Raw genomic sequence first — 24,787 nt, forward strand, 5'->3', positions numbered from 1 at the left:
AAAGGTAAGTTTGGCTACTTAAATGTCTTTCACTCATTGACATTCAAAAAATACATCCGAGATCCATGTATGGGGGGCGGAATGTGTAATATCCGATCACTTTTTTGGAATACTATCAAAATGAATTTGACCCCGAGCATATGTTCCAGGACTGGGAATATATTCCATCTTTTATGGTATCGGAGTGCAGTTTGCATCAGGACGCATTCAAATACTTTGAAGTAGTTTCTGAAATGGATGATGACAGAGCGGAAGTATTTGAGATTTACTGCTCAGATATTGGATCCTGGCCAGCCAATGGAAATGATCTGGAAGAAACACTGGAAGGTTTTAATGAAGCTTACCAGGGATTTTATGGCGGAGCTTTTAAAGATCCGAAAACTGAGTTTACCTATCAATATGTAGAGGATACCGGAATACTTTCGGGAGCACCTGAAATTCTGGAAAAATATTTTGACTATGAAGCCTTCGGACGAGATCTATTTCTTGAAAGCTATACTGAAATGAATGGATTTGTCTTTATCGATTGATAAACATTCAAAACTTTAAGGGCACTTGCAATAAATGTGAGTGCTCATAAAGTGACAGACTCTATTCATTGCAAGCATTTTCACACTTCAAAAACTATTGCAAGTTTTATTGCAACCAAAAGAAAAAGGACTTAACTTTTTGAGTTAAGTCCTTGATTTTCAAGTGGGCCCACCTGGAATCGAACCAGGCACCTACTGATTATGAGTCAGTTGCTCTAACCGAATGAGCTATAGGCCCTTTTCTATAATTTTTGTCAATTTTACCTACTGATTATGAGCGGACTCCGCGCGGTCAGTTGCGCTAAGCGACCGGGCAAACGTTTTGTGAGCTATAGGCCTACCGAGTTTACTTCGGACTGCAAAATTAGTCAAATCGATTAATTCTCCAAATGATTATCATAAGATTTCATTCTTTTCTGCGTTCGTAGTTTACTATTTTTGCAAAAAAAGAAGTTTTGAACAAAAGAAAAATAATCAACGACCCGGTTTACGGCTTTATCACCATTTCCTCAGATTTACTCTTTGATTTGGTCGAACACCCTTATTTTCAGCGATTACGACGAATTAAACAGTTAGGTTTAGCTGATCTTGTGTATCCGGGTGCACTTCATACGCGTTTTCATCATGCATTAGGCGCGATGCATTTAATGAGCCAGGCTTTACGCGCTTTACAGGAAAGAGGTCATTTAATATGGGAGCCGGAAATTGAAGCGGCTCAGGCGGCAATCCTTTTGCATGACCTGGGACATGGACCTTTTTCGCATGTACTTGAAAGTGTTTTGCTGCCAGGTGTACATCACGAATCCATCACGCTGGTGATGATGAAGGAGCTTAACAGGCAGATGGACGGGCGACTGGATATTGCCATTCAAATGTTTGAGGGTGTGTATCCGAGAAAGTTTTTCCATCAGATGATTTCCAGTCAGCTGGATATGGACCGGATGGATTATCTTAATCGCGACAGTTTTTATTCTGGCGTAGTTGAAGGATCTATTGGTGCTGATCGCCTCATCAAAATGCTGGACATTAGCCAGGATCAGCTTGTGGTTGAGGAAAAAGGAATATTAAGTATAGAAAATTTTCTTCATGCACGCCGGCTTATGTACTGGCAGGTTTATCTGCACAAAACTTTACTTAGTGCGCAGGCCATGCTGACTGAAATTTTAAGGCGCGCGCGTGAATTGTCAGCACGGGGTGAAAATTTATTTGCAACGGCAGATTTTTCCCGCTTTCTCAATAACAACTTTACGCTTGCTGATTTTGAAGAGAACCCGGATTTATTAGAATCTTTCAACAATTTGGATGATAATGATGTATGGGCTTCTGTTAAAGGCTGGACTAAACATCCTGATCCTGTTTTATCCTTTCTTTGTAAAAGTTTGCTGGATAGGCATTTGTTCAAAATAAGCTTTTTTGAAGAAGCGCCCGGTGAAGAAATTTTAAAACCGTTGCGGGAAAATCTTTTGGCAGGAGGGGTTATGGAAAGTGAGTTGTCATACTTTCTGATAACGGGAGAAACCACGAATTCAGCCTATGAAAAGGAACAGGACCCCATAAAGGTCAAAATGAAAAATGGCACTTTGCTGGATATTGCCGATGCTTCCGACATTCCAACGATCGAAGCACTCACTAAGATTGTCCGCAAGTATTATGTATGTTGGGGTAAAAATGTATCTTTGCGTGGTTAGTGAGGATATCAATTCTTACACAATAAAAAGAGCCTTTTTTACAAATAGCTTTATTACTTACAAAGACGTTACCAGAAATTAGCCGAAAATATGAAATTTACTGTCAGCGAGATTGCAAAGATGCTTGATGGAACTACCGTTGGTGATGACACAGTTACAATTGATTCGGCTGCAAAAATTGAGGAGGGCCAGCCAGGTTGTATCTCTTTTCTTGCCAATAGTAAATACGAACCTTATATCTATACCACACAATCTTCGGCTGTAATTGTTAACAAAGATTTTGTTCCAAAACAGGATATTGATGCTACATTGATATATGTAGAGAATGCTTATACTGCTTTTACAGTGCTTCTTGAAGAGTACCAGAAACGTATTGCGACAGGGAAAAACGGCGTTGAACAACCTAGTTTTATTGGAGAAAACAGCGAAATGGGTCCGTTCGGATATCGAGGTGCTTTCTCTTATATCGGTCGTGACTGCAAGATTGGAAACAATGTTAAAATATATCCAAATGCTTATTTGGGAGATAATGTTGAGGTTGGCGACAACACCATTATCCACCCCGGCGTGAGAATTTATGATAATACCGTAATTGGTAAAAATTGCTGTATTTTCGCAAATACGGTTATCGGAAGCGACGGTTTCGGCTTTGCTCCACAGGCGGATGGTTCCTATAAAAGAATCCCGCAACTGGGCAATGTAATTATTGAAGACGACGTGAGTATTGGCTCCAATTCAACCATTGATTGCGCGACTATGGGGTCAACAATCATTAGGAAAGGCGTTAAAATCGATAATCTGGTTCAGATCGCACATAATGTTGAAATTGGAAAAAACACTGTCATTGTGGCTCAGGCCGGAATAGCAGGTTCGTCACGCGTTGGTGAGCAATGTGTCATCGGCGGACAAGTTGGTCTTGTGGGACATATTACAATTGCCAACAATACCAAAATAGGGGCTCAGTCGGGAATTGGAAAATCAATCAAAAAGGAGGGATTGTCTCTTTCAGGATCGCCTGCAAGAGATTTGACAGAGCATTTGAGATCAATGGCTTTGACAAGAAGATTGCCTGAACTGGAAGAAAGATTGAAAGAACTTGAACGTAAACGAGAAGTTTCTGAACATTAAAAATATAGAAAGGAATTAAATAATTAAGTTTGGGCCAAGAATGCTCAAATTTCGGCAACCGCAAGCCCCGCAGCCTTTTAGTAGATTAGGAGAATATAATGAACGAAAAACAACAAACCATTAAGAAATCCGTATCCGTTACGGGAGTAGGTTTACACACGGGTGTCGTAGCAACGATGACATTTGTTCCTGCCGCAGCTAATCACGGTTATAAATTTCAACGTGTTGATTTACCAAATCAGCCGATTGTTGACGCCGATGTGGATAACGTGGTAGATTTGTCCCGCGGGACTACCATTGAACAAAACGGTGCCCGTATCCATACAGTTGAACATACACTTGCCGCTTTGGTAGGCTTGCAGATTGACAATGTTTTGATACAATTGGATGGTCCTGAACCTCCAATTATGGACGGAAGTTCTATCAAGTTTATAGATGCATTACTTGACGCCGGTATTGAGGAGCAAAATGCTTATCGTAACTATTTTGAAGTTCCTGAATACGTTCATTATAAAAACAAAGAAAATGACATTGAGATGGCCGCTTTGCCACTCTCTGATTATAGATTGACAGTAATGGTTGATTACAATTCAAAAGTAATCAGTAGCCAGCACGCTTCATTGAACGATATTACTTTGTTTAAAGACGATATCGCAAAATGCCGCACGTTTGTGTTTTTACATGAACTAGAAGCCTTATACAAGCAAAATCTGATCAAAGGAGGAGACCTTACCAATGCGATTGTCATTGTGGACCGGGATGTGAAAGAAGGCGAACTGGATCATTTGTCACAATTGCTTAACAAACCGAAAGTGAGTGTTGACAAGTCAAAAGGAATTCTGAATAATGTAGAATTGCATTATCCGAATGAAATGGCTCGTCACAAGCTGCTGGATCTTATCGGTGATCTTGCTCTGATCGGAAGGCCTATAAAAGCGCAAATCCTGGCGGCACGTCCGGGACATGCAGCGAACGTAGCGCTTGCAAAAAAGATAAAAAAACTCATCAAGTCAGGAAAAGGAGATATTCCTTCCTACGACCCAAATAAAGCCCCTGTTCTGGATATCAAGCAGATCGGTGAATTGCTTGCGCATCGCTATCCTTTCCAAATGATCGACAAGATCATTGCGCTGGATGAAAACAGCGTGGTTGGGGTTAAAAATGTAACAATCAATGAGGAATATTTCCTTGGACACTTTCCGGGAAATCCGGTAATGCCAGGTGTTTTGCAGCTGGAAGCCATGGCTCAGACGGGTGGTATTCTTGTATTGAGCAGCGTGCCGGATCCGGATAATTACTGGTCTTATCTGATCGGTATTGATGCCTGCCGTTTCCGTCGCAGTGTAGTTCCCGGCGATACCGTTATATTTAAGTGTGTTTTTACTTCGCCGATGAAACGCGGAATTGTAAAAATGAGCGGCCGGGGATATGTGTCCGGACAGCTGGTGTGTGAAGCAGATATGATCGCAAGTCTAGTAAAGAAAAAATGACACAACAGTTAGCATATATTCATTCAGACGCGAAGATCGCTGCGAATGTAGAAATTGAACCGTTCGCTATGATACATGCAGATGTAGAAATAGGAGAAGGTACCTGGATAGGCTCACACGCAGTTATTAATGCTGGTGCGCGTATCGGGAAAAATTGCCGTATATTTTCCGGAGCTGTGATTTCTTCAACACCTCAGGATTTAAAATATAACAATGAATACACACTGACAATTATTGGTGACAATACAATTGTACGTGAGTATGCAACCATAAGCCGCGGAACCGAAGAGCACTGGAAAACAGTGGTGGGATCAGGCTGCTTAATCATGGCTTATGCACACGTAGCGCATGACTGCCGTGTTGGAAACAATTGTATCATTGGAAATAATGTGCAAATGGCCGGTCACGTTCATGTGGACGACTGGGCGATTGTGAGTGCAATGAGTGCCGTACATCAATTTGTGAAAATCGGTGCGCATTCGTTTGTTTCAGGTGCTTCGCTTGTTCGTAAGGATGTTCCGCCGTTTACAAAAGCAGCTCGTGAGCCGATTTCTTATGCAGGTATCAACTCGGTAGGTTTACGTCGCAGAGGATTCAGCAATGAGAAAATCATCGAGATCCAGAATATTTACCGATACATTTATATGCGGGGCCTTAACAATGCTGAGGCTTTACAGAAAATAGAACTTGAATTACCTCCATCCAACGAGCGCGACGAAGTAGTAAATTTTGTTCGTAATTCAGAAAGAGGTATCATGAAAAGCCCATTCCAGACTTACGGAGCCGGAGAATCAGAATCCCAATCCTAAGGTTGAATTTTCATAAACAGAAAGCCCGATTTTCATACGAAAATCGGGCTTTCTCATTCTCTCATTAAAGTATCAAAAGCGGAATCAGCAAAACCATTGTTACAAGCATTCCTTTGTATTTATTCTTTTGCATGAAACCGGTATTCTGTAACATAAAAGACTGCAAAACGCCCATCAAGGTCAAAATAACAGTCAATCGCTGCGTGTAACGAAAATCAGTATGCAGACAAATAAATATTCCTCCTGCGATTATCAAAAAGGTGATAATATGTAAAATCCTTTTTGATAAAGTAGCTTTCAGTAATCCTGACAAATTTGAAACATTTGGATATTCAACAGATTGATAGTAAGATGAAAGCAGAAAGTTTTGAAATACAGTCAGAGAAAATAAAATGGCTAGATATTTAATTTCTTTCTCAATTTCCTGATTTGAAAAAATGGTGAAAGCCAAAATCCCGGTTGTGAAAATGACAGAAGAGACCGGTGCTCTCAGAGCATGCAGAGGACTTCTTTCAGGCAATAACGAAATTAACCATACACAAACTCCGGAGGAAATGACCATACCAGCTGCAATTTTCCAAATACTGGCAGGCATATAAAAGGCCATAAAAATTCCAATCACCAATCCTCCCGCAACAACTTCTAAAAAAGTAATGCGGTTTTTCTGATTTGGTAAAAATCGTTTCATTTCCGTTTTAGCCGGTTTTCTGTTGTCCAGAAGCCGGTTCATGGAAGAAATTACAAAAACAGCCAGTCCTAAAACAATGTTTACAGTCAGATTGTGTGAAGTTTTTCCTGTCGGTAAACGATTAAAAGCTACCTGACAAATCATAGCACTGGCAGCCAGATCAATGTTTGCCCAATGTAAATGAATAGGACGAAATTTGCGGATAAAAACGAAGATGGCGCTGAGTAAATCTATTTTCACAAAAAACTTTTTATTCTAATAATGAAATCGGATCGCCCTGTTTTATCAGGCCGTTTTGTTTGGTTACAACATTCTGGCCAAAGAGGATTTTGTTACCAACTTTTCTGTAAGTCGCCAAGGTTTTAAGTGGTTCTTTACCTTTTTCGGCTGTTTCCGGATCAATTGTAGTCAGTACGCATCTTGCACATGGCTTTACAATATCAAAAAATAATTCTCCTATTTGAATAGATTTCCATTCATCTTCTGCGTGCGGATTTGTTCCAGTCACCACAAAATTCGGACGAAAACGCTGCATAACGATGGGTAATTCCAGACGCTCATTCAAATGATCCAGAGAAGCCTGAGAAATGAGCAAAAACGGGAATCCATCAGCAAAACTTACATTTTCATTGTTTTTGGCATAACGTGGATCCGCTTTTCGTTCTGTTGATTCCGGCATGATGACGAGTTGCACATCAAGCTCCAATTGTTCAGAAAGCCATTTATCCACTTCATCACTCACTGTAAGCGCTTCCACTTCATCGTCCCAAACTGTTACCGAAACCGGATTGGCAGAAACGGGTTCAAAAGGGACAATAATATAATTTAAAGGTTCTAACCGGCTTGAAATCGATAATCCATTTTCCAAAACAGTCACTTCAAGCATAGCCATTTTTGAGAATTCCCGCTGGGTAAGGAAACGCCCGTTTTTATCAACGATCATCCATCTGCGATCATATTGAAGACCTTTTTCTTCAACCTGAGCTTCTGTCAAACGTATTCCGGCCAGTGATTTTACAGGATAAATCCAGATTTCGGAAAGGATCATGATCTTGTTTTTTGAAGTATTTTAAAATTCCATTCTGGCCATCGGACTCACCGTCTGGTCGCAGAAATCATCATTTAAATATTTATAATGAGCCGCTATTGCAATCATTGCGGCATTATCCGTACAATATTCAAAATCAGGAATATATACTTTCCAGTTTAGTTGCTGACCAAGTTCAAGAAGTGATGTTCTCAATCCCGAATTGGCGGATACACCACCAGCAATGGCAATTTCCTTAATTCCGGTTTCTTTGGCAGCTTTTTTTAATTTTTTCAAAAGAATATTAACCAGCGTATGCTGCACGCTGGCGCAAATATCGGCTATGTTTTCCTGAATGAAATTCGGATTTTCCCGAACCTGTTTTTGCAGGAAATACATAAAAGAAGTCTTAATCCCGCTAAAAGAAAAATCGAGCTCCGGCATTTCCGGCAAAGGGAAAGTATAAGCCACAGGATCTCCCAATTTTGCGTATTTATCAATTAATGGACCTCCTGGATATGGTAAATCAAGCAGTTTTGCAGTTTTATCAAAAGCTTCTCCGACAGCATCATCCCTGGTTTGTCCAATCACTTCCATTTCCAGCGGACTGGTAATTTTCACAATCTGGGTATGGCCACCACTTACGGTCAGGCACAAAAACGGAAATTCCGGTTTAGGATCCTGAATAAAGTGAGCCAGAACGTGCGCCTGCATGTGATTAACTTCAATAAGCGGCAGGCCAAGGCCAAGTGCCATGGATTTGGCGAAGGAAGTTCCAACCAGTAATGCACCTAATAAACCCGGTCCTTTCGTAAAAGCGATGGCATCAAGGTCTTTTTTTGTTACTTTTGCATCAGTCAAGGCTTTATCTACCACTGGCAGAATGTGTTGCTGATGCGCGCGTGACGCCAATTCCGGAACCACGCCGCCATATTGTGTATGAATGAGTTGCGTAGCAACAACATTGGAGCAAATTTTGCCGTTAGATAAAACAGAAGCCGAAGTCTCGTCACAAGACGACTCAATAGCGAGGATGTTCATGAAATTTGAATAATATTCGCAAAAATAAGCAATTAACGATAAGATACGCAGGAATATGCTGCGAAGCTATATATGTTAAAAACCCTGAAGGCGGTCACCAACGTACTGGTTGTGCTCATGATCTTCGCGCTTTTAGCGCTTGGGATCGTTACAATTGCCGTACAGTTTCCTTCGGTTCAAACATTTCTGGTGCAAACCGCTACTGCCAGGATTTCAGAAAAAATGGGTTATCCTATTGAGATAACACGTGTTAATATCAAATGGTTTGATGTAGTTTCTCTGGAAGGCGTTTCAGTCAAAGATACCAGCCAGAAACAGATGATTGATGTCGGGCGGATTGATGTTAATTTAAACATGCAGAACATTATCCAGAATTCGGCCAATGAAGTGCATCTGGACGAAGTGACTTTGTATCAACCCAATGTCCATCTGATCGTCGTTCCAAAATCCGGCGATTTAAATATTGACGGATTCATTAACCGCATTGTTGAATTAACTTCTTCCAATACGCCAAGACCGGCCAATGCACCGGAAAATAATACGCCTTTTACGATTGGAAAATCCAGAATTGTCGACGGTACTTTTCGCTACGATGACCCAAGACAACCACGTGATAAAGGCGCCCGGACTTTTGATTATTCACATTTTGAACTGAACAAACTCAATGCTGATCTGAAAGATTTTCTTGCTCAGGGCGATACAATTTCGTTTTTGGCAAACAATATGAAAACGGTTGATAAGCAGACCGGAATGACAATGCACGATCTGGATACCCGGTTTTTGTTTTGTCAGAAAAAAATGGAGCTGAAAGAATTGAACGCTCATATCGGAAATTCTTATATAGGGAATGACATCACTTTTCATTACAATCGCTCTGGTGATCTTGGCGATTTCAATCATAAAGTTTTTTTAAGGGCGCATTTTGTTGACAGTAAAATCAGCTCAGCCGATCTTGGTTTGTTCTCAACTTATGTTGATGGATTAAGGGAAACCTGGCGTGTTTCGGGAGATTTTGATGGACGCGTTGATGATTTCGAATTATCTCATGCGGATATTCATTTTGGCCAGGGAAGCTGTTTATTGGGAGATTTGGGATTTAAAGGTTTACCGGATAATGGTCCGGATATGAATCTTCAACTTTCTCTTTCGAAGATTTTACCTGTTGATCTGGTCCAGTACTATCCGGAATGGGATGAACATCCAACGCTGCAAAAATTTGGTGTGACACTTCTGGAAGGAAAATTTAAGGGCACAATTCAGGATTTTGATGTGAACGCTTCGATTTCTTCAGAGCTCGGAAAAGCCTCGGGAGATCTTGTTTTTCATATAACAGATAAAAAAACGACTACCTATTCAGGAGAAGTTACAACATCCGATTTCGAAATTGGAAAACTTATTGATGAGCCGGAAACATGGCAGCGTCTTGATTTTTCCGGAACCATTCATGGCAAAGGACTTGATCTGGCGAATGCCTCCACCAATATGGATGCTGTGGTTACCAGAGTTGGTTTCAAAAATTATGATTACAGAAATATTGGCTTAAAAGGAAATCTTCAAAATCAGTATTTCAATGGTCTGGTAAGTACCAAAGATTCCAATCTGGTTGTAAATCTGGAAGGGGAATTTGACCTCTCCAAACCTAAAAATTCTTTTGATCTGCAAGGAGTTATAGAGAAAGCCAATCTTAAACAACTGGGTTTTACCAAAGATGCTATTACGCTGCAAACACAACTGGATGTTAAAGTTGCAGGAAATACTGTGGATGAATTGGTAGGCGATGCCAAGCTGCTGAATACCTTTTTAATCACGCCAAAAAAAGAAAGAAATCTGGTAATTGATACTTTATTATTTTCTTCAAGACAAAGACTTGACAAACGAATTCTCAATCTTGAAAGTGAATTTTTAACGGCCAAGGTGGAGGGCGATTTTGTGCCGACACGTGCCTGGAAGGATGTAAGTCAGGTTTTGGAAGAATATCAGCTGTATTTTTTGGATAATGAATCGGACCGGAATGCATACTATGCAAAAAAGGAGAAGAAAATTATCCAGCAACAGTATGAGATTGATTATGAAGTAGAAACAAAAAACATAGCGCAGTTTCTGGCCTTTGTTAGTCCTGACGTCTACGTTTCGCATGGTTCAAAAGCGGAAGGTAAATTCAAGATGGATAATACGGCCTTTTTATCTTTTAATGCGACAGCGGACACGGCGCGTTATGGAAAAAATGAATTTATAAAATCGGAAGTTGATGTTACTACTTCCAAATTTGTGAACAGTGCCGAAGTTTTGGCTTCTGTGCTTGTCACTTCTACAAAACAGCAGATCAGTGTTTTGGTACCAACGGAAAAACTGGAACTGGAAGGAACCTGGGATGTGGATCATATTGATTTTGATGGTGGAATCCGGCAAGTGAAAAGTACAAATCTGGCAAATCTGGCGGGAGAAATTAGATTTTTGCCGGCTGGTCTTGATATCAGTTTCAAGAATTCCCGACTTAATTTGCTTGATGAAGAGTGGAATATGCCAACGAATAGCCTGATTTCGATTGTTGGCCGGGATATAACTTTTAGTAATCTTGGATTGATCAATGGAAAACAGAGGCTGGCAGTCAATGGAACAGTATCTGCTGACCCCGATCGGACGCTGCTTTTTGACATAAAAAACTTTAAACTGGGAACATTGAATCCCGTTTTGAATACGCAGCTTGCTGGTATTATGGACGGTTCGGCTAAGATGCGCGATGCTTACAACAGCGTTGTCCTTGATGCCAGTTTTAATGTGGAAAGTCTTGGGTATGCCAATTATGAATTTGGCAATTTTGCCGGAACCGGAGAATGGGACCAGTTTGATAATCAGTTGCAGATCGATGCAGAACTGACCAAAGATGCCCAGAGAATATTCAGTGTTGTTGGTTCTTATCGCCCGAAATTAAATGCGAATACCTTAAATCTGAAAGCCATTTTTAATGATATGGATTTTAAAGCTTTGGAGCCATTTGCTGAGGAACTGGTCTCGGATGTTAGCGGTAAGGCGCATGGAACTGTATTGATTAAAGGAACTTTGAATGCGCCGGTTTTGGACGGATCGATCATGGTTGAAAAGGGTCGGATGAAGTTTGATTACCTGCAATCTATATTTACTTTTAGCGATAAAATCAATTTTACCGAAAGCGAAATTACTGTTAATAACATCACACTAACGGATCCGGATGGAAATACGGCTTCCTTGCGCGGCGGGGTTTTTCATGATGGATTTAAATATTTCAGTTTAGGTTTTAATGCCGACCTGCACAATTTTAAAATCCTGAATACTGGTGTAAAGGATAATGAAATGTTCTACGGTACTGCTTATGTTACCGGCCCGGTAAACATTTTCGGTCCGATTGATAATATGAATATTGAAGCCAACGTAACCAGTAATAAAGGAACGCGAATTCATATTCCACTGGATGGCGCCACGGAAGTAGCTACGCAGGACTACATTCAGTTTGTCAGTCAAATATCGAAAGTTGATAGTACGACGCTTGATAAAGACAATCAGCCAAGTAAAGTTGCAGGGGGAATCAAGATGAATTTTAATTTCAATCTTACGCCTGACGCGACCTGCGAAATTATATTTGACAGACAAACCGGTGATATTATCCGGGCAAATGGAAACGGTCGTCTTAATTTAAATATTGATACGAAGGGTGATTTTACAATGGTCGGAACTTATGAAATTGATAAGGGAGATTATAATTTCACATTACAAAATGTTATCAATAAGAAGTTTACAATAAAAAAAGGAAGCCGTATCGTTTGGTCTGGAGATCCTTATGGCGCGCAGCTGGATGTGAAAGCAGGTTATACGCAGCTGGTTTCGCTGGCCGGTGTTTTGCCAAATACTTCATCAAGCAACGTATCAGGAAACGAAGCCATAGCGACAGCATTATCACGAAGATATCCGGTAGAAGTTTCTATTTCATTATCCGACAGATTGATGTCACCGGTAATAAAATATGATCTGCAAATCCCCGACAATCCATCTTTAAGTGTGTTGCGTGGACAACTGGAAGCTTTTCAAACTAAATTGAAATCGGATGAGCAGGAGCTTAGCCGGCAGGTTAGTAGTTTGTTGGTGGTAAATCAGCTGTTGCCGGAAGTGAATGCTGCAAACAGCCAGAATTTTGTTGGAAATAGTATAAGCGAACTTGTTTCAAATCAGATCAGTCGCTGGGCATCTACGTTGAATGAAAAACTGGAAGTTGGGGTAAGCGGACTTTCTCTTGATCAAAATGCGCTGAATAATCTCCAGCTGCGGTTTTCTTACCGTTTCTTAAACGACCGTTTCCGTATCACACGTGACGGAAGGATCAGTTCCGGCGTTACCGGAGCCGGACAATATGATGCGACCAGTATTCTAGGTGAGTGGACGCTTGAATATTGGTTAACGCCAAATGGTTCGATCCGCGCAAAAGCCTATAACCGAAACATTCAGAACGCTTTATATTTGAATAATACGCTGACAACAGGTGGTGTTAGTATGCAGTTTACGCATAGCTTTAACCGTTTCAAAGCCTTGCCAAAACCAACTTTGCAGGTTCCTTATGTATTGCCCATTCCAATTCCGGCAGATTCTGCTGACAAGGATACAAGTACTAATAAATTCATTTCCAGAAAGGAACTACTTATGCGTTAGTTCCTTGTGACAATGCATATTTAATTTCATGAATCCGTTCGTTGAATTGCAGATTTGGGAAATCAATATTTGGAACACAGGTTGCAGCCAGGTATGCCATTACTTCATCATTATGCGGCACTCTTTTTCCTGTCAGAATACTGATATGTTTTGACGTTGTCCATAACATCGTTTTCAATTCCGTACGCTGGTCGTTGGTCATGAAGTATTCAGTTACCATCGTATCCTCGTTGTAATGAATAACGCGGGAAGTAATGCGCGTCCATTCACTGATAAGTGCCGGACGAACATATGCGATCTGATGCTGATAAACGACCCAGCTGGTTTTCAATTCACGAAACATCGCCTCAAAACTGAATCCGTAAAGTTTGGAAACCTGATCTTCACGCGCATTGAAAAAATATTCAAAATATTTTGAATTGTTCAAGTGCATAAGCGGATCGCAATCCTGAAAACGAACAATGACTCTTGATTCTGCCTCAACGGGCATTTTGGATAAATCTCCTGTGAAAAGCATCTTTTTTGATTAAGCCTTTTATTATTCGCCCCGGTATCTTACCGCCAGACCTTTCATTATATACCCTTCTTTTTTTACCGAAGTGTAATATTTGTATTGCACATTGATAAGCGCGCTTGCCCCGATTTTTTGTGCTTTCATAACAAGTCTTGCCGCCAGCAATTCTTTTGTCTCAGCATCATTTCCGCGATACATCATTTTGCGGTCTTTGGTTTGTCTCGCAGTCAGAGAATCTTCACTGCTGATTTCCACCCATCCAATTTCTGAATAGGGACGATCCAGCGACTGATTATCATATAGCACTTCAATCGGATATTTTTTGCTGGTCGAGATAGGAACTCCTGAGGCGCAGCCAGCCAAAACGATTATAGTTAGAGCCAATAAAATGTGGCTGATTTTAATTTTACCTGACATTCGATTAATTAGGATTATGGTAACAAAACTGAGAATCTTATTGCTGAATTCCCACAGATTTGGTAAAAATATAGTAGGGTACGACGCTTTTCTTTAAGATATACACCAGTCACCCTAGGGATTGTTGCATTGCTGTCAGAATTTAAAGCTGGATAGGGTTATTAATGCTATTTTTGTCCTACTGATAAAGGTGTAGAATAAACAATCCGGCTTTTGTCAAGGAAGTAATTATTTGTTAAACTAAAATTGGCCTGAACAAATATTTAAGTAGTATATATTTGATGCAGACTTACAAATTCCTGTTTGAATCAGGATTTCAAATTTCCTTTTCTGTCTTATTAAATAATTTATTCAATTAGTTCCTATGAAACGTATACCCAAGTTATTTCTGCATGCTTTGGTAATGTGTTGCATGCTAAGTTCTTTGGTTTATGCACAAAATCCTTCCAAAAACATATCTAAATCAACAACACTTGCAAGGCCAAAACTGGTAGTCGGTATTGTGGTGGATCAGATGCGTTATGATTATTTGTACCGTTTTTACAATAAATATTCAGAAGGCGGTCTTAAAAGATTAATTAACGATGGTTTCAATTGTCGGAACAATCATTATCATTATGCCTTAACCGTTACAGCTGCTGGTCATTCTGCGGTTTATTCCGGCTCTTTACCGGCAATAAACGGAATTGTTGGTAATGATTGGTTTGATACTAAAACAGGTCAAAAAGTATATTGTACCGATGATCGAGACGTTGCCACGGTTGGAAGTAATAATGTAACGGTTGGCAAAATGTCGCCAAAAAATCTTCTGACCAGTACGGTGACGGATCAATTACGGATTGCCACAAATTTTCGGTCGAAATCCATTGGCGTTGCCATAAAAGACAGAGCGTCAATTCTTCCTGCGGGACATGCTGCAAATGGTGCTTACTGGTTTGATTCAAAAACCGGAAATTTTGTAACGAGTACCTATTATATGAATGAACTTCCAAAATGGGTTCAGGAATATAATGATAAAAAAATGCCTTCGGAATATTTGAAAAGAGGCTGGAAATTACTTTTACCTGTTGAACAATATACCGAAAGTACGCCTGATGATGAACCTTGGGAAGGGAAATTGCCAGGTGTAGCCAAACCTGTTTTTCCGTATGAACTGGCCGGATTGGCCGGTGATGCATTTGGTGTGGTTACAACAACGCCTTGGGGAAATAGTATGACAAAGGATATGGCCATTGCAGCTATCAAAGGAGAAAATCTTGGAAAAGGAAAAGATACTGATTTCCTGGCTGTAAGTTTTTCTTCACCGGACAGAATCGGTCACGCTTTTGGCCCGACATCGATTGAGCAGGAAGATGATTATCTGAAACTGGATCTGGAATTTGCAGACATGTTTAATTTTCTGGACGGCTGGGTTGGTAAAGGAAATTACACGGTTTTTTTGACCGCAGATCACGGAGGAGCTGATGTTCCTGCATTTTGGAAAGAACATAAATTACCAGCCGGTTTGCTTGATGCGGTAAAAGTGGATGAAACGGTCAAAAAATCTTTGTCGGATGCTTTTGGCAAAGGTGATTTTGTATTGGCAAGTGAAAATTACCAATGGTACCTGGATCATAAACTTTTAAAAGAAAAGAAAATTTCAATTGCCGAAGCTTATGAAGTAGTCAGAACTGCTTTGTTGCCAGTCGAAGGAATTGCTGACGTGCTGAATCTCCATGATATGAACAAAGCGCCACTGAATACTTATCAGCTGGAATTGTTTAAAAATAATGTCAATGCGAAAAGAAGCGGCGACCTTCAGATTATCGTTCAGCCGGGCTGGTTTGCAGGCGGCGCAACGGGAACGGATCATGGAACTCCTTACAACTATGATACGCACGTCCCTTTTCTGCTTTATGGCTGGGGTGTGAATAAAGGCGAGACTTTACGCCGGACAACAATTGCGGATATAGCACCTACAATTTCTGCGTTGCTTCATATTTTGCCGCCAAGCGGAAATGTCGGAAATCCGGTTGAAGAGGCATTGAAGAAAAACTGACAATAGTCGTTGAAATATCATTTTAATTTGGCGAAAATTCCAGATTATTTCCAGTTTTGATTTTGACCTTTGTCTATTGTGTAATGATTATTGACACCAATAAATTATATCCTGAATCGTGAGAAAATTATCTTTCTGGGTGATGGGGATGTTAGCGACTTTTTCTGTTGCTGCCCAAACGCCTAAAAAAACAACAGTACCAACTTCAAAAACAATTGCGCGGCCAAAAATAGTTGTCGGTATTGTGGTTGACCAAATGCGTTATGATTATCTGTACCGCTATTATGACAAATATGTTGAAGGTGGTTTGAAACGTTTTATGAACGAAGGTTTCAATTGCCGGAACAATCATTACAGCTATGCTTTGACTGTAACAGCAGCCGGTCATGCATCCATTTACACGGGTTCTGTTCCGGCAATAAATGGAATTATCGGTAATGAATGGTACGACCAGAATTCAGGTAAAGGTGTTTATTGTGTGGAAGACAGCACAGTAAAAACGATTGGAAGCACTAATGTCAGTGTTGGGAAAATGTCTCCAAAGAATTTATTGACAAGTACAGTTACTGATCAGTTAAGAATTGCTACTAATTTCCGTTCAAAAACAATTGGTGTTGCTATTAAAGATCGTGGTTCTATTTTACCAGCCGGGCATACTGCAAATGCTTCATATTGGTTTGATTCAAACACTGGAAACTGGGTTACGAGTACTTTTTACATGAATGATCTTCCGCAGTGGGCAAAGGATTATAACGCTAAAAAAATGCCTTCCGAATATTTGAAAAAAGGCTGGCAGCTTTTAAATCCGATTGAGCAATATACACAAAGTACGCCAGATGATGTTACCTGGGAAGGAAAACTACCAGGAGCTAAAAAACCTGTTTTCCCTTTTGAACTGGCGGGTTTTGCCGGTGACGTTTTTGGTACAGTTACAAGCACGCCTTGGGGAAATACGATTACGAAAGAAATGGCGATTGAAGCGATCAAAGGAGAAAAACTGGGAAAAGGTACTGATACCGATTTCCTGGTAATCAGTTTTTCGTCTCCTGATAAAATCGGGCATATGGCGGGACCAAACTCGGTTGAACAGGAAGATGATTACCTGAAACTGGACCGTGAATTTGCAGAGCTATTTTCATTTTTGGACAGATGGACGGGAAAAGGAAATTACACCGTTTTCCTGACAGCGGATCATGGCGTAGTGGACGTTCCGGGATTTGCCAGGGAACACAAACTTCCGGCCGGACTTGCAAACAGAACAGTTTTGGGAGATATTGTTAAGAAAACTCTGGAAGAAAATTTTGGTAAAGGTGACTTTATCAAAGGCAACGAAAACAATCAGTTGTATCTGGATCATGCTTTATTGAAACAGAAAAAAATCAGTATCGCCAATGTTTATGAAGTAGTACGTGAAGCATTACTTCCGGTGGATGGTATTGCTGATGTGATTAATCTGAGTGATATGGGAAGAGCTCCGTTAAATACTTATCAGCTTGAACTTTACAAAAATAATGTCAACGCAAAAAGAAGCGGTGATATCCAGATTGTAACGCAGCCAGGCTGGTTTTATGGTACTTCAACAGGAACTTCACATGGCACGCCATATAATTATGATACGCAGGTTCCATTCGTATTATTTGGCTGGGGAATTAACAAAGGCGAAACGCTGAGACGTACTTCTGTTTCTGATATAGCATCTACGATTTCTTCTTTGCTGCACATTTTACCTCCAAGCGGAAATATTGGAAATCCGGTTGAAGAGGCTTTAAAGAAATAATAGTTGATTAAAAATTGAAAGGGCCTTGAAGGGATTTGGTTTCCTTTAAGGCCTTTTTTTATAAAATTGATGAGAGCAAGTTGCTAATTATTGTTTTTTATGTATCAATCTCATGAAAGCTACAAGGGCAAGAAAGTCAATTAAAAGAAAAAGAATCGAAACAGATCTACTTCTCAGATACAGATGTGCTTAATTCAATTAAATAAGGAATTGAGGATATACAGGCAGGAAGAATAACTGTTATTAAAGATGTCAAAAATATCTGGAATGATATCCTTTAAGATTCCTCCACCACCAAAGTAATCCCTTCCGTGCGCTGAATGATTACTTTACTTCCAGCTTCAATTGCAGCGTGGTTTTCGGAAATGGCACTCCATTCGGCTCCGCGATAATATATTTTTCCTGCTCCGCTTGCAGGAATATCTCTGATGACCATTGCCGTTTCCCCAACAAATTCCTTGTATTCCTGATGTTTTTCGTGCCTTGCCTCCATGATTTTTTTTGCGTTTCTTCTGAATACAATCAATGTTAAAATTGAGATTACAGAGAAAGCAATAATCTGGTATTCAAGACTTGGGAGCAAACCAATCGCTGCTAATAAGGCTGTTATCAATCCGCCGACAGCAAAAAATACAAACACCAGGGCAGCGCTTATCAACTCTGCCACCAGCATGAGCAGTCCGATAATCATCCATATTTGGGGCAGCGACAAATCCATAGCTATTTCTTTTGTTCGGAAGATTTTACAATACTCATGGCAGCGGCAATCATCGCACCCATATCGGCAAAATTAGCCGGAAGTATCATGGTATTGCCTGCTTTCGCCAGTTTCCCGAATTGTTCAACGTAATTATCTGCTACTTTAAGCTGAACAGCCTCCATTCCTCCCTCGGTCTGAATGGCTGCTGCAACCATTTTAATACTTTCAGCAGTAGCTTCTGCAACGGATTTTAATGCGGCAGCTTCACCTTCCGCTTCATTAATTTGTCGCAGACGCAAACCTTCCGATTCCAACACCGCTTTTTGCTTTTGTCCTTCTGCGACATTAATCGCAGCCTGTTTTTCACCATCCGATTGCAGGATAACAGCCCGGCGTTCCCGTTCTGCCTGCATTTGTTTTTCCATCGCAATCAATACACTTTGCGGAGGCGTAATGTTTTTTATTTCATAACGCAAAACTTTTACTCCCCAACCGATGGCCGCATCATCAATAGACTGCACAACGGCACGGTTGATGGTCATTCTTTCTTCAAAAGTTTTATCAAGATCGAGTTTCCCGATTTCACTCCGCATCGTTGTTTGGGCAAGTTGTATTACGGCAAAAGTATAATCAGCGATACCATAAGCGGCTTTTTTGGGATCTATTACCTGGATGAAAATAACGCCGTCCATACGTACCTGCACGTTGTCGCGGGTAATACAGATTTGTTCCGGAATATCAACAGCTGTTTCTTTTAATGTGTACTTGTAAGCAATCCGGTCAAAAAATGGAATGATAAAATTAATTCCGGGTTGCAAAACGGCATAAAATTTTCCGAGCCTTTCCATGATATAAGCAGACTGCTGCGGAATTACTTTTACCGTCATTAAGATAGTAAGTACAACAAGAACCAGAAGTACCAATAGCGGAGTCATCATTATCTGTTTTATGGTTTACAACGAAAATAACTTTGTAATGATCATTTTCCTAGAAATGTATTACCAACGAGCCAGAAACGCGCTTGCCGGTTATTCCAAGTGATGGATGGCGTTGTGGATTATGTTAATCTTTCAAGATTTCTTTTGAAATAACCACTTTTTGAATCTCGCTGGTGCCTTCTCCGATCGTACAAAGTTTGCTGTCACGGTAAAATTTTTCTACCGGATAATCCTTTGTAAAACCATATCCGCCAAAGATCTGAACAGCCTCATTAGCAACACGAACTGCCGTTTCTGAGGAATGATACTTTGCAACAGAGCTTGGTAAAGTTACCGTCTGGCCCTTGTCTTTTAACGCCGCTGCATGATAAGTTAACAGGGAAGAAGCCTGAATATCAGTATACATATCAGCCAGTTTAAAAGCGATGGCTTGAAAATTCGAAATCGATTTGCCAAATTGTTTTCTTTCTTTTGAATAACTTAACGCAGCTTCATATGCACCAAGGGCTGTTCCCACACCCAAAGCGGCAATCGAAATTCTTCCGCCATCCAATACTTTTAAAGACTGGATAAATCCATCTCCAACGTCACCGATTCTCTGTTCATCAGAAATAAAACAATCCTGAAAAATGAGCTCCACCGTTTCTGAGGCGCGCATACCAAGCTTGTTTTCTTTTCGGCCTGCTGTAAATCCGGTAGTTCCCTGTTCAATGATAAAAGCAGTAGCGCCATGTTTATCACCAGGTTCGCCGGTTCTGGCAATTAAAACGGTTACGTCTCCACTTTTACCATTTGTGATAAAATTTTTGGATCCGTTTATTATCCATCCGTCATCTTTTCTTATGGCTACGGTTTGCATATTCCCGGCATCTGAACCTGTATTTGGCTCGGTCAGTCCCCAGGCTCCAAGCCATTCTCCGGATGCTAATTTTGGAAGATAGCTGCTTTTTTGCGCTTCACTTCCAAACATCAAAATATGATTTGTACAAAGCGAATTGTGAGCGGCCATAGAGAGGCCGATGGAAGGATCGACTTTTGAAAGTTCAATAATCGCCGTTACATATTCAGCATATCCAAAACCTGCGCCTCCGTAAATTTCGGGTACGAGCATGCCCATCAATCCCAGTTCTCCGAGCTGGTGAAATATGGGTTTTGGGAAAAATTGATCTTCGTCCCATTGACTGATCTTCGGTTTAATTTCTTTTGCTGCAAAATCACGAACGGTTTTTTCAATCATCGACCGGATTTCGGCTTGTTGGTCTTCGGTTATATTTGAGGTGTGCATAGTCGTTTTTGTTGATGAGTAGATATGTTTAGTTCAATAATAACAAGAAAAGGACATATTTAATTGCCTATTAAAAACAAATGCGGATGAGAAGAAGTATGATTCGTATAAAAAAATTACTTTTGCTTCCAATGACGTTTTGAGAGCTTTATAAAATACAATTAACTGGTTAATCAAATCTAATTCATCGCAGCTATATTATTATAGGATTTTATGAAAATAGCAGTAGTAGGAACCGGCTATGTTGGGCTGGTAACAGGAACTTGTTTCGCTGAAACAGGAAATCAGGTCATTTGTGTAGACATTGATGTTAAGAAAATTGACCGCATGTTAAATGGGGAAATTCCCATTTACGAACCGGGACTGGATGTTCTCTTTCACCGTAACGTGGAAGAAGGCCGTCTGAAATTCACAACCAGTCTTGCAGAAGGAATTAAAGATGCAGAGGTAATCTTTTTAGCACTTCCTACACCTCCCGGTGAAGATGGTTCTGCGGACTTGAAATACATTCTTAAAGTAGCAGATGATCTTGGATATATTTTGGATAAATATGCCGTGGTTATTGATAAAAGCACAGTTCCGGTTGGAACTGCGGAAAAAGTACGTGCCACAATTGCAAAAAATGCAAAAGTAGAATTTGACGTAGTTTCTAACCCGGAATTTTTACGTGAAGGTGTTGCCGTTGAAGATTTCATGAAGCCAGACCGCGTTGTGGTAGGAACAACATCTGAGAAAGCTAAGAAGGTAATGGAAAAACTTTACGCGCCATTGGTACGTCAGGGCAATCCTGTTATTTTCATGGACGAACGTTCTGCGGAAATGACAAAATATGCTGCGAATTCTTTTCTTGCCATGAAAATTACTTTCATGAACGAGATCGCAAACCTTTGCGAAAAAGTAGGAGCAAACGTGGATGATATCCGTCGCGGTATCGGAACAGACAGCCGTATCGGAAAACGTTTCCTTTTTGCCGGTATCGGTTATGGCGGAAGCTGTTTCCCAAAAGATGTTCAGGCTTTGGCTAAAACGTCAGCGGATTTCGATTATGATTTTAGAATTTTGAAATCGGTAATGGAAGTTAACTACGATCAGAAGAAAAAACTTTTGCCGATGGTACATAATTTCTTCAATGACGATCTTAAAGGAAAAACAATTGCAGTCTGGGGACTGGCTTTCAAACCTTATACTGATGATATCCGTGAAGCACCGGCTTTGGAAAATATTGAAGCTTTGCTTGAAGCAGGAGCTAATATTACCGTTTACGATCCGGAAGCAATGGATAATGTAAAAGCGATTCTTGGAGATAAAGTAACTTTCTGCCACACGCCTTATGCGGCTTTGGATGATGCAGATGCGTTGATGATCTTTACCGAATGGCCGCAATTCCGTACACCTGAATTTGAGAAAATGGGTAAATTGCTTAAAAATAAAGTAATTTTTGACGGACGTAACCTTTACGAATTAAGCACAATGCGTGAAATGGGTTATACTTATTTTAGCATAGGCCGGGAAAAAGTATCATAAATTTGTCTCAATATCAATTAATTATATAATTCATGAAGCGTGTATTAATAACCGGAGCGGCAGGTTTTTTAGGGTCGCATCTTTGTGAGCGATTTTTGAAAGAAGGTATGTATGTGATCGCAATGGATAACCTGATCACAGGTGATTTGCGTAACATCGAACATTTGATGCCTAACCCAAATTTTGAATTTAATCATCACGATGTTACCAAATATGTGCATATTCCGGGTGAACTGGATTATATCATGCACTTTGCATCACCGGCCAGCCCGATCGATTATTTGAAAATCCCTATCCAGACTTTGAAAGTTGGTGCCATGGGAACTCATAATTTATTGGGACTTGCTCTTGCCAAAAAAGCACGTTTTATTATTGCTTCTACTTCGGAAGTTTACGGAGATCCGTTGGTTCATCCTCAGACGGAAGAATATTGGGGTCATGTGAATCCGATCGGTCCAAGAGGCTGTTATGATGAAGCAAAACGTTACCAGGAAGCAATCACAATGGCATATCACCGCTATCATGCTGTTGAAACGCGTATCGTTCGTATTTTCAACACTTACGGACCAAGAATGCGACTGAATGACGGACGTGTATTGCCTGCATTTATCGGACAGGCATTACGTGGAGAAGATATCACGATTTTCGGAGACGGATCTCAGACACGCGCTTTCTGTTATGTGGATGACCTTGTTGAAGGAATTTATCGTCTGCTTTTAAGTGATTATGAATTGCCGGTAAATATTGGCAATCCTTCTGAAATCACGATTAAAGAATTTGCAGAGGAAATCATCGCTTTGACTGGAACTGATCAGAAAGTTGTTTACAAAGATCTTCCACAGGATGATCCGAAACAACGTCAGCCCGATATCACAAAAGCAAAAGAAATTCTTGGCTGGGAACCTAAGGTTTCACGTGAGGAAGGTTTGAAAATCACTTACGATTATTTCCGCAGCCTTCCGAAAGAAAGGTTGTACGAAGAATCAAACCACAGAGGTTTCGAAACTTTCAAAAAAGAGGATTAAACTGGCTATCGGCTTTCGGCGATTCGGCTGCTGGCTAAACGTAGCAAAAAAGTTTTAAATAACAACAAAAAATGCCGTAGAGTCTCTACGGCATTTTTTGTTGTTATTATGCGAAAAACTGACAGCCGATTGCGCCGAAAGCCGATAGCCAAAATTATACCTCCATGATCTCCTTTTCCTTCGCAGAATAAATTTGTTCTACTTTCGAAACAAAGCTGTTAGTAAGTTGCTGAACGCGGTCTTCGCTGATTTTTACCAAATCCTCAGCAACGCCTTCTTTCGTCAATTTGCGGAGTGCATTGTTAGCATCCTGGCGAATGTTACGGATATTAATTTTAGCCGTCTCAACCTCGTTTTTCGCACGTTTTGCAAGTTCACGACGACGTTCTTCATTAAGCGGCGGAACAGAAATACGGATCATTTCCCCATCATTGGAAGGAGCAAAGCCAAGGTTTCCGTTACGGATCGCTTTTTCAATATCATTAATTGTTTTTTTCTCAAACGGTCTGATCGCGATTGTCCTTGCATCCGGCGTGTTGATCGTCGCGACATTTGACAATGGTGTCATGGAGCCGTAATATTCAATCTGAAGGCCATCCAGCATTTGAGGAGATGCTTTTCCGGCGCGTATCTTGCCCAATTCAATAATCAAGTGCTTAACCGCACCTTCCATGGTATCTTTGGCGTCGTCCAGATATAATTCTATTTCTTCCATTGTTGCTTTGTGGTATTATTTTTCTTATTAATTCGATATCAAAGTCCCAACTTCTTCACCCATCACCAGGTCAAAAAGATTGCCGGGTTTGTTCATATCAAAAACGATGATCGGTACATTGTTTTCTTTGCAAAGCGTGAATGCAGTCAAATCCATAATTTTCAGGTTCTTTGACAGAGCTTCATCAAAACTAAGCGATGTGTATTTTGTTGCAGTTGGATCTTTTTCCGGATCAGCTGTGTAAACACCGTCAACACGGGTTCCTTTCAAAACCACTTCCGATTCTGATTCAATGGCACGTAAACCTGCTGTGGTATCGGTTGTGAAATATGGATTACCGGTTCCTGCACCAAAAATTACGATACGCCCTTTTTCAAGGTGACGCACAGCCCGGCGGCGTATTAAAGGCTCGCAAACCTGTTCCATCTTGATAGCAGACATCAGGCGTGTCCGCATCCCGTGCTTTTCAAGAGAACTTTGAATTGCCATACCGTTGATTACAGTGGCCAGCATGCCCATATGGTCGCCCTGTACCCGGTCAATTCCCGATTTTTCTACCGAGGCTCCACGGAAAATATTTCCTCCGCCAATCACGATAGCAATTTGTACACCTACTTCCGCAATGCGTTTGATTTCACGCGAATAACTTTCCAAAATGTTGAAATCGATTACTTGTGTTTTATCTCCACCGTTGAGTGCTTCTCCGCTAAGTTTGAGAAGGATACGTTTGTATTTAGGTTCGGGCATGATTTGTTTGTTGGCGTTTTTTCTGTAAA

20 protein-coding genes and 1 tRNA gene are annotated in these 24,787 nt (G+C 40.5%); 10 read left to right on the forward strand and 11 right to left on the reverse strand.

What is annotated here, in order from left to right; genetic code table 11:
* The first annotated feature begins 104 nt into the window (after positions 1–104).
* Entirely contained in the window at positions 105–530 is a 426-nt protein-coding gene (locus IEE83_RS01765) for an antirestriction protein ArdA (RefSeq protein WP_228101634.1), read from the forward strand.
* A gap of 164 nt (positions 531–694) precedes the next feature.
* Here the strand turns inward: IEE83_RS01765 and IEE83_RS01770 are convergent.
* Positions 695–768, reverse strand: a tRNA-Ile gene (locus tag IEE83_RS01770).
* 217 nt (positions 769–985) lie between these two features.
* Here IEE83_RS01770 and IEE83_RS01775 point away from each other — a divergent pair.
* From IEE83_RS01775 to lpxA, 4 genes are all read left to right on the forward strand, one after another.
* Positions 986–2,218 (forward strand): HD domain-containing protein, encoded by a 1,233-nt coding sequence (locus IEE83_RS01775; protein WP_194118923.1) that lies wholly within the window; start codon positions 986–988, stop codon positions 2,216–2,218.
* Between the two features lie 90 nt (positions 2,219–2,308).
* The gene (gene lpxD, locus IEE83_RS01780; RefSeq protein WP_194118924.1) at positions 2,309–3,346 is read left to right on the forward strand and encodes a UDP-3-O-(3-hydroxymyristoyl)glucosamine N-acyltransferase; all 1,038 of its coding nucleotides are present in this window, start codon (positions 2,309–2,311) and stop codon (positions 3,344–3,346) included.
* 98 nt (positions 3,347–3,444) lie between these two features.
* Entirely contained in the window at positions 3,445–4,836 is a 1,392-nt protein-coding gene (locus IEE83_RS01785; protein WP_194118925.1) for a bifunctional UDP-3-O-[3-hydroxymyristoyl] N-acetylglucosamine deacetylase/3-hydroxyacyl-ACP dehydratase, read from the forward strand.
* Positions 4,833–5,645, forward strand: a complete 813-nt coding sequence (gene lpxA, locus IEE83_RS01790; protein ID WP_194118926.1) for an acyl-ACP--UDP-N-acetylglucosamine O-acyltransferase — start codon at positions 4,833–4,835, stop codon at positions 5,643–5,645. Before IEE83_RS01785 ends, lpxA begins: the two co-directional genes overlap by 4 nt.
* 64 nt (positions 5,646–5,709) lie before the next feature.
* Here the strand turns inward: lpxA and IEE83_RS01795 are convergent, their stop codons facing one another.
* Genes IEE83_RS01795 through tsaD form a run of 3 tightly spaced genes read right to left on the reverse strand, consistent with a single transcriptional unit; the run spans position 5,710 to position 8,401 of the window.
* Entirely contained in the window at positions 5,710–6,573 is an 864-nt protein-coding gene (locus tag IEE83_RS01795; RefSeq protein WP_194118927.1) for a hypothetical protein, read from the reverse strand.
* A 10-nt stretch (positions 6,574–6,583) separates the two neighbouring features.
* Complete coding sequence (locus IEE83_RS01800; protein ID WP_194118928.1) at positions 6,584–7,381, reverse strand: MOSC domain-containing protein; 798 nt, start codon at positions 7,379–7,381, stop codon at positions 6,584–6,586.
* A 21-nt stretch (positions 7,382–7,402) separates the two neighbouring features.
* Positions 7,403–8,401 carry a tRNA (adenosine(37)-N6)-threonylcarbamoyltransferase complex transferase subunit TsaD gene (gene tsaD, locus IEE83_RS01805; RefSeq protein ID WP_194118929.1) on the reverse strand — a complete coding sequence of 333 codons (999 nt, stop codon included), beginning with the start codon at positions 8,399–8,401 and terminating at the stop codon, positions 7,403–7,405.
* Between the two features lie 72 nt (positions 8,402–8,473).
* Between tsaD and IEE83_RS01810 the strand changes: the two genes are divergently transcribed.
* Complete coding sequence (locus IEE83_RS01810) at positions 8,474–13,078, forward strand: translocation/assembly module TamB domain-containing protein (RefSeq protein ID WP_194118930.1); 4,605 nt, start codon at positions 8,474–8,476, stop codon at positions 13,076–13,078.
* Here the strand turns inward: IEE83_RS01810 and IEE83_RS01815 are convergent.
* Positions 13,068–13,595 carry an acyl-CoA thioesterase gene (locus IEE83_RS01815; protein ID WP_194118931.1) on the reverse strand — a complete coding sequence of 176 codons (528 nt, stop codon included), beginning with the start codon at positions 13,593–13,595 and terminating at the stop codon, positions 13,068–13,070. The two genes, IEE83_RS01810 and IEE83_RS01815, sit on opposite strands and share 11 nt — an antisense overlap.
* Before the next feature lie 21 nt (positions 13,596–13,616).
* Positions 13,617–14,009, reverse strand: coding sequence for a hypothetical protein (locus tag IEE83_RS01820; protein ID WP_194118932.1), 393 nt, complete (start codon positions 14,007–14,009; stop codon positions 13,617–13,619).
* 364 nt (positions 14,010–14,373) lie between these two features.
* Between IEE83_RS01820 and pafA (IEE83_RS01825) the strand changes: the two genes are divergently transcribed.
* Entirely contained in the window at positions 14,374–16,047 is a 1,674-nt protein-coding gene (gene pafA / locus IEE83_RS01825; RefSeq protein WP_228101635.1) for an alkaline phosphatase PafA, read from the forward strand.
* Between the two features lie 142 nt (positions 16,048–16,189).
* Positions 16,190–17,824, forward strand: coding sequence for an alkaline phosphatase PafA (gene pafA / locus IEE83_RS01830; RefSeq protein ID WP_194123254.1), 1,635 nt, complete (start codon positions 16,190–16,192; stop codon positions 17,822–17,824).
* A 277-nt stretch (positions 17,825–18,101) separates the two neighbouring features.
* On the opposite strand, the gene IEE83_RS01835 is transcribed toward pafA (IEE83_RS01830), so the two are convergent.
* The 3 genes from IEE83_RS01835 to IEE83_RS01845 all read right to left on the reverse strand — a co-directional run bounded on the left by IEE83_RS01835 (position 18,102) and on the right by IEE83_RS01845 (position 20,699).
* A complete protein-coding gene (locus IEE83_RS01835; RefSeq protein WP_194118933.1) occupies positions 18,102–18,542 on the reverse strand; it encodes an NfeD family protein in 441 nt (146 codons plus the stop codon).
* 2 nt (positions 18,543–18,544) lie between these two features.
* The gene (locus IEE83_RS01840) at positions 18,545–19,462 is read right to left on the reverse strand and encodes an SPFH domain-containing protein (protein WP_228101636.1); all 918 of its coding nucleotides are present in this window, start codon (positions 19,460–19,462) and stop codon (positions 18,545–18,547) included.
* Between the two features lie 124 nt (positions 19,463–19,586).
* Positions 19,587–20,699, reverse strand: coding sequence for an acyl-CoA dehydrogenase family protein (locus tag IEE83_RS01845; protein WP_379992918.1), 1,113 nt, complete (start codon positions 20,697–20,699; stop codon positions 19,587–19,589).
* Between the two features lie 261 nt (positions 20,700–20,960).
* Here IEE83_RS01845 and IEE83_RS01850 point away from each other — a divergent pair, with 261 nt between their 5' ends.
* Positions 20,961–22,271 carry a UDP-glucose dehydrogenase family protein gene (locus tag IEE83_RS01850; protein ID WP_194118935.1) on the forward strand — a complete coding sequence of 437 codons (1,311 nt, stop codon included), beginning with the start codon at positions 20,961–20,963 and terminating at the stop codon, positions 22,269–22,271.
* A 32-nt stretch (positions 22,272–22,303) separates the two neighbouring features.
* Positions 22,304–23,296, forward strand: coding sequence for a UDP-glucuronic acid decarboxylase family protein (locus tag IEE83_RS01855; RefSeq protein ID WP_194118936.1), 993 nt, complete (start codon positions 22,304–22,306; stop codon positions 23,294–23,296).
* A 154-nt stretch (positions 23,297–23,450) separates the two neighbouring features.
* Here the strand turns inward: IEE83_RS01855 and frr are convergent, their stop codons facing one another.
* Both frr and pyrH read right to left on the reverse strand, forming a co-directional pair.
* Positions 23,451–24,011 (reverse strand): ribosome recycling factor, encoded by a 561-nt coding sequence (gene frr, locus IEE83_RS01860; protein ID WP_194118937.1) that lies wholly within the window; start codon positions 24,009–24,011, stop codon positions 23,451–23,453.
* A gap of 27 nt (positions 24,012–24,038) precedes the next feature.
* Complete coding sequence (gene pyrH, locus IEE83_RS01865) at positions 24,039–24,758, reverse strand: UMP kinase (protein WP_194118938.1); 720 nt, start codon at positions 24,756–24,758, stop codon at positions 24,039–24,041.
* Between the last annotated feature and the right edge of the window lie 29 nt (positions 24,759–24,787).

It is taken from the genome of Dyadobacter subterraneus (genome assembly GCF_015221875.1).
Taxonomy (GTDB): Bacteria; Bacteroidota; Bacteroidia; order Cytophagales; family Spirosomataceae; genus Dyadobacter; species Dyadobacter subterraneus.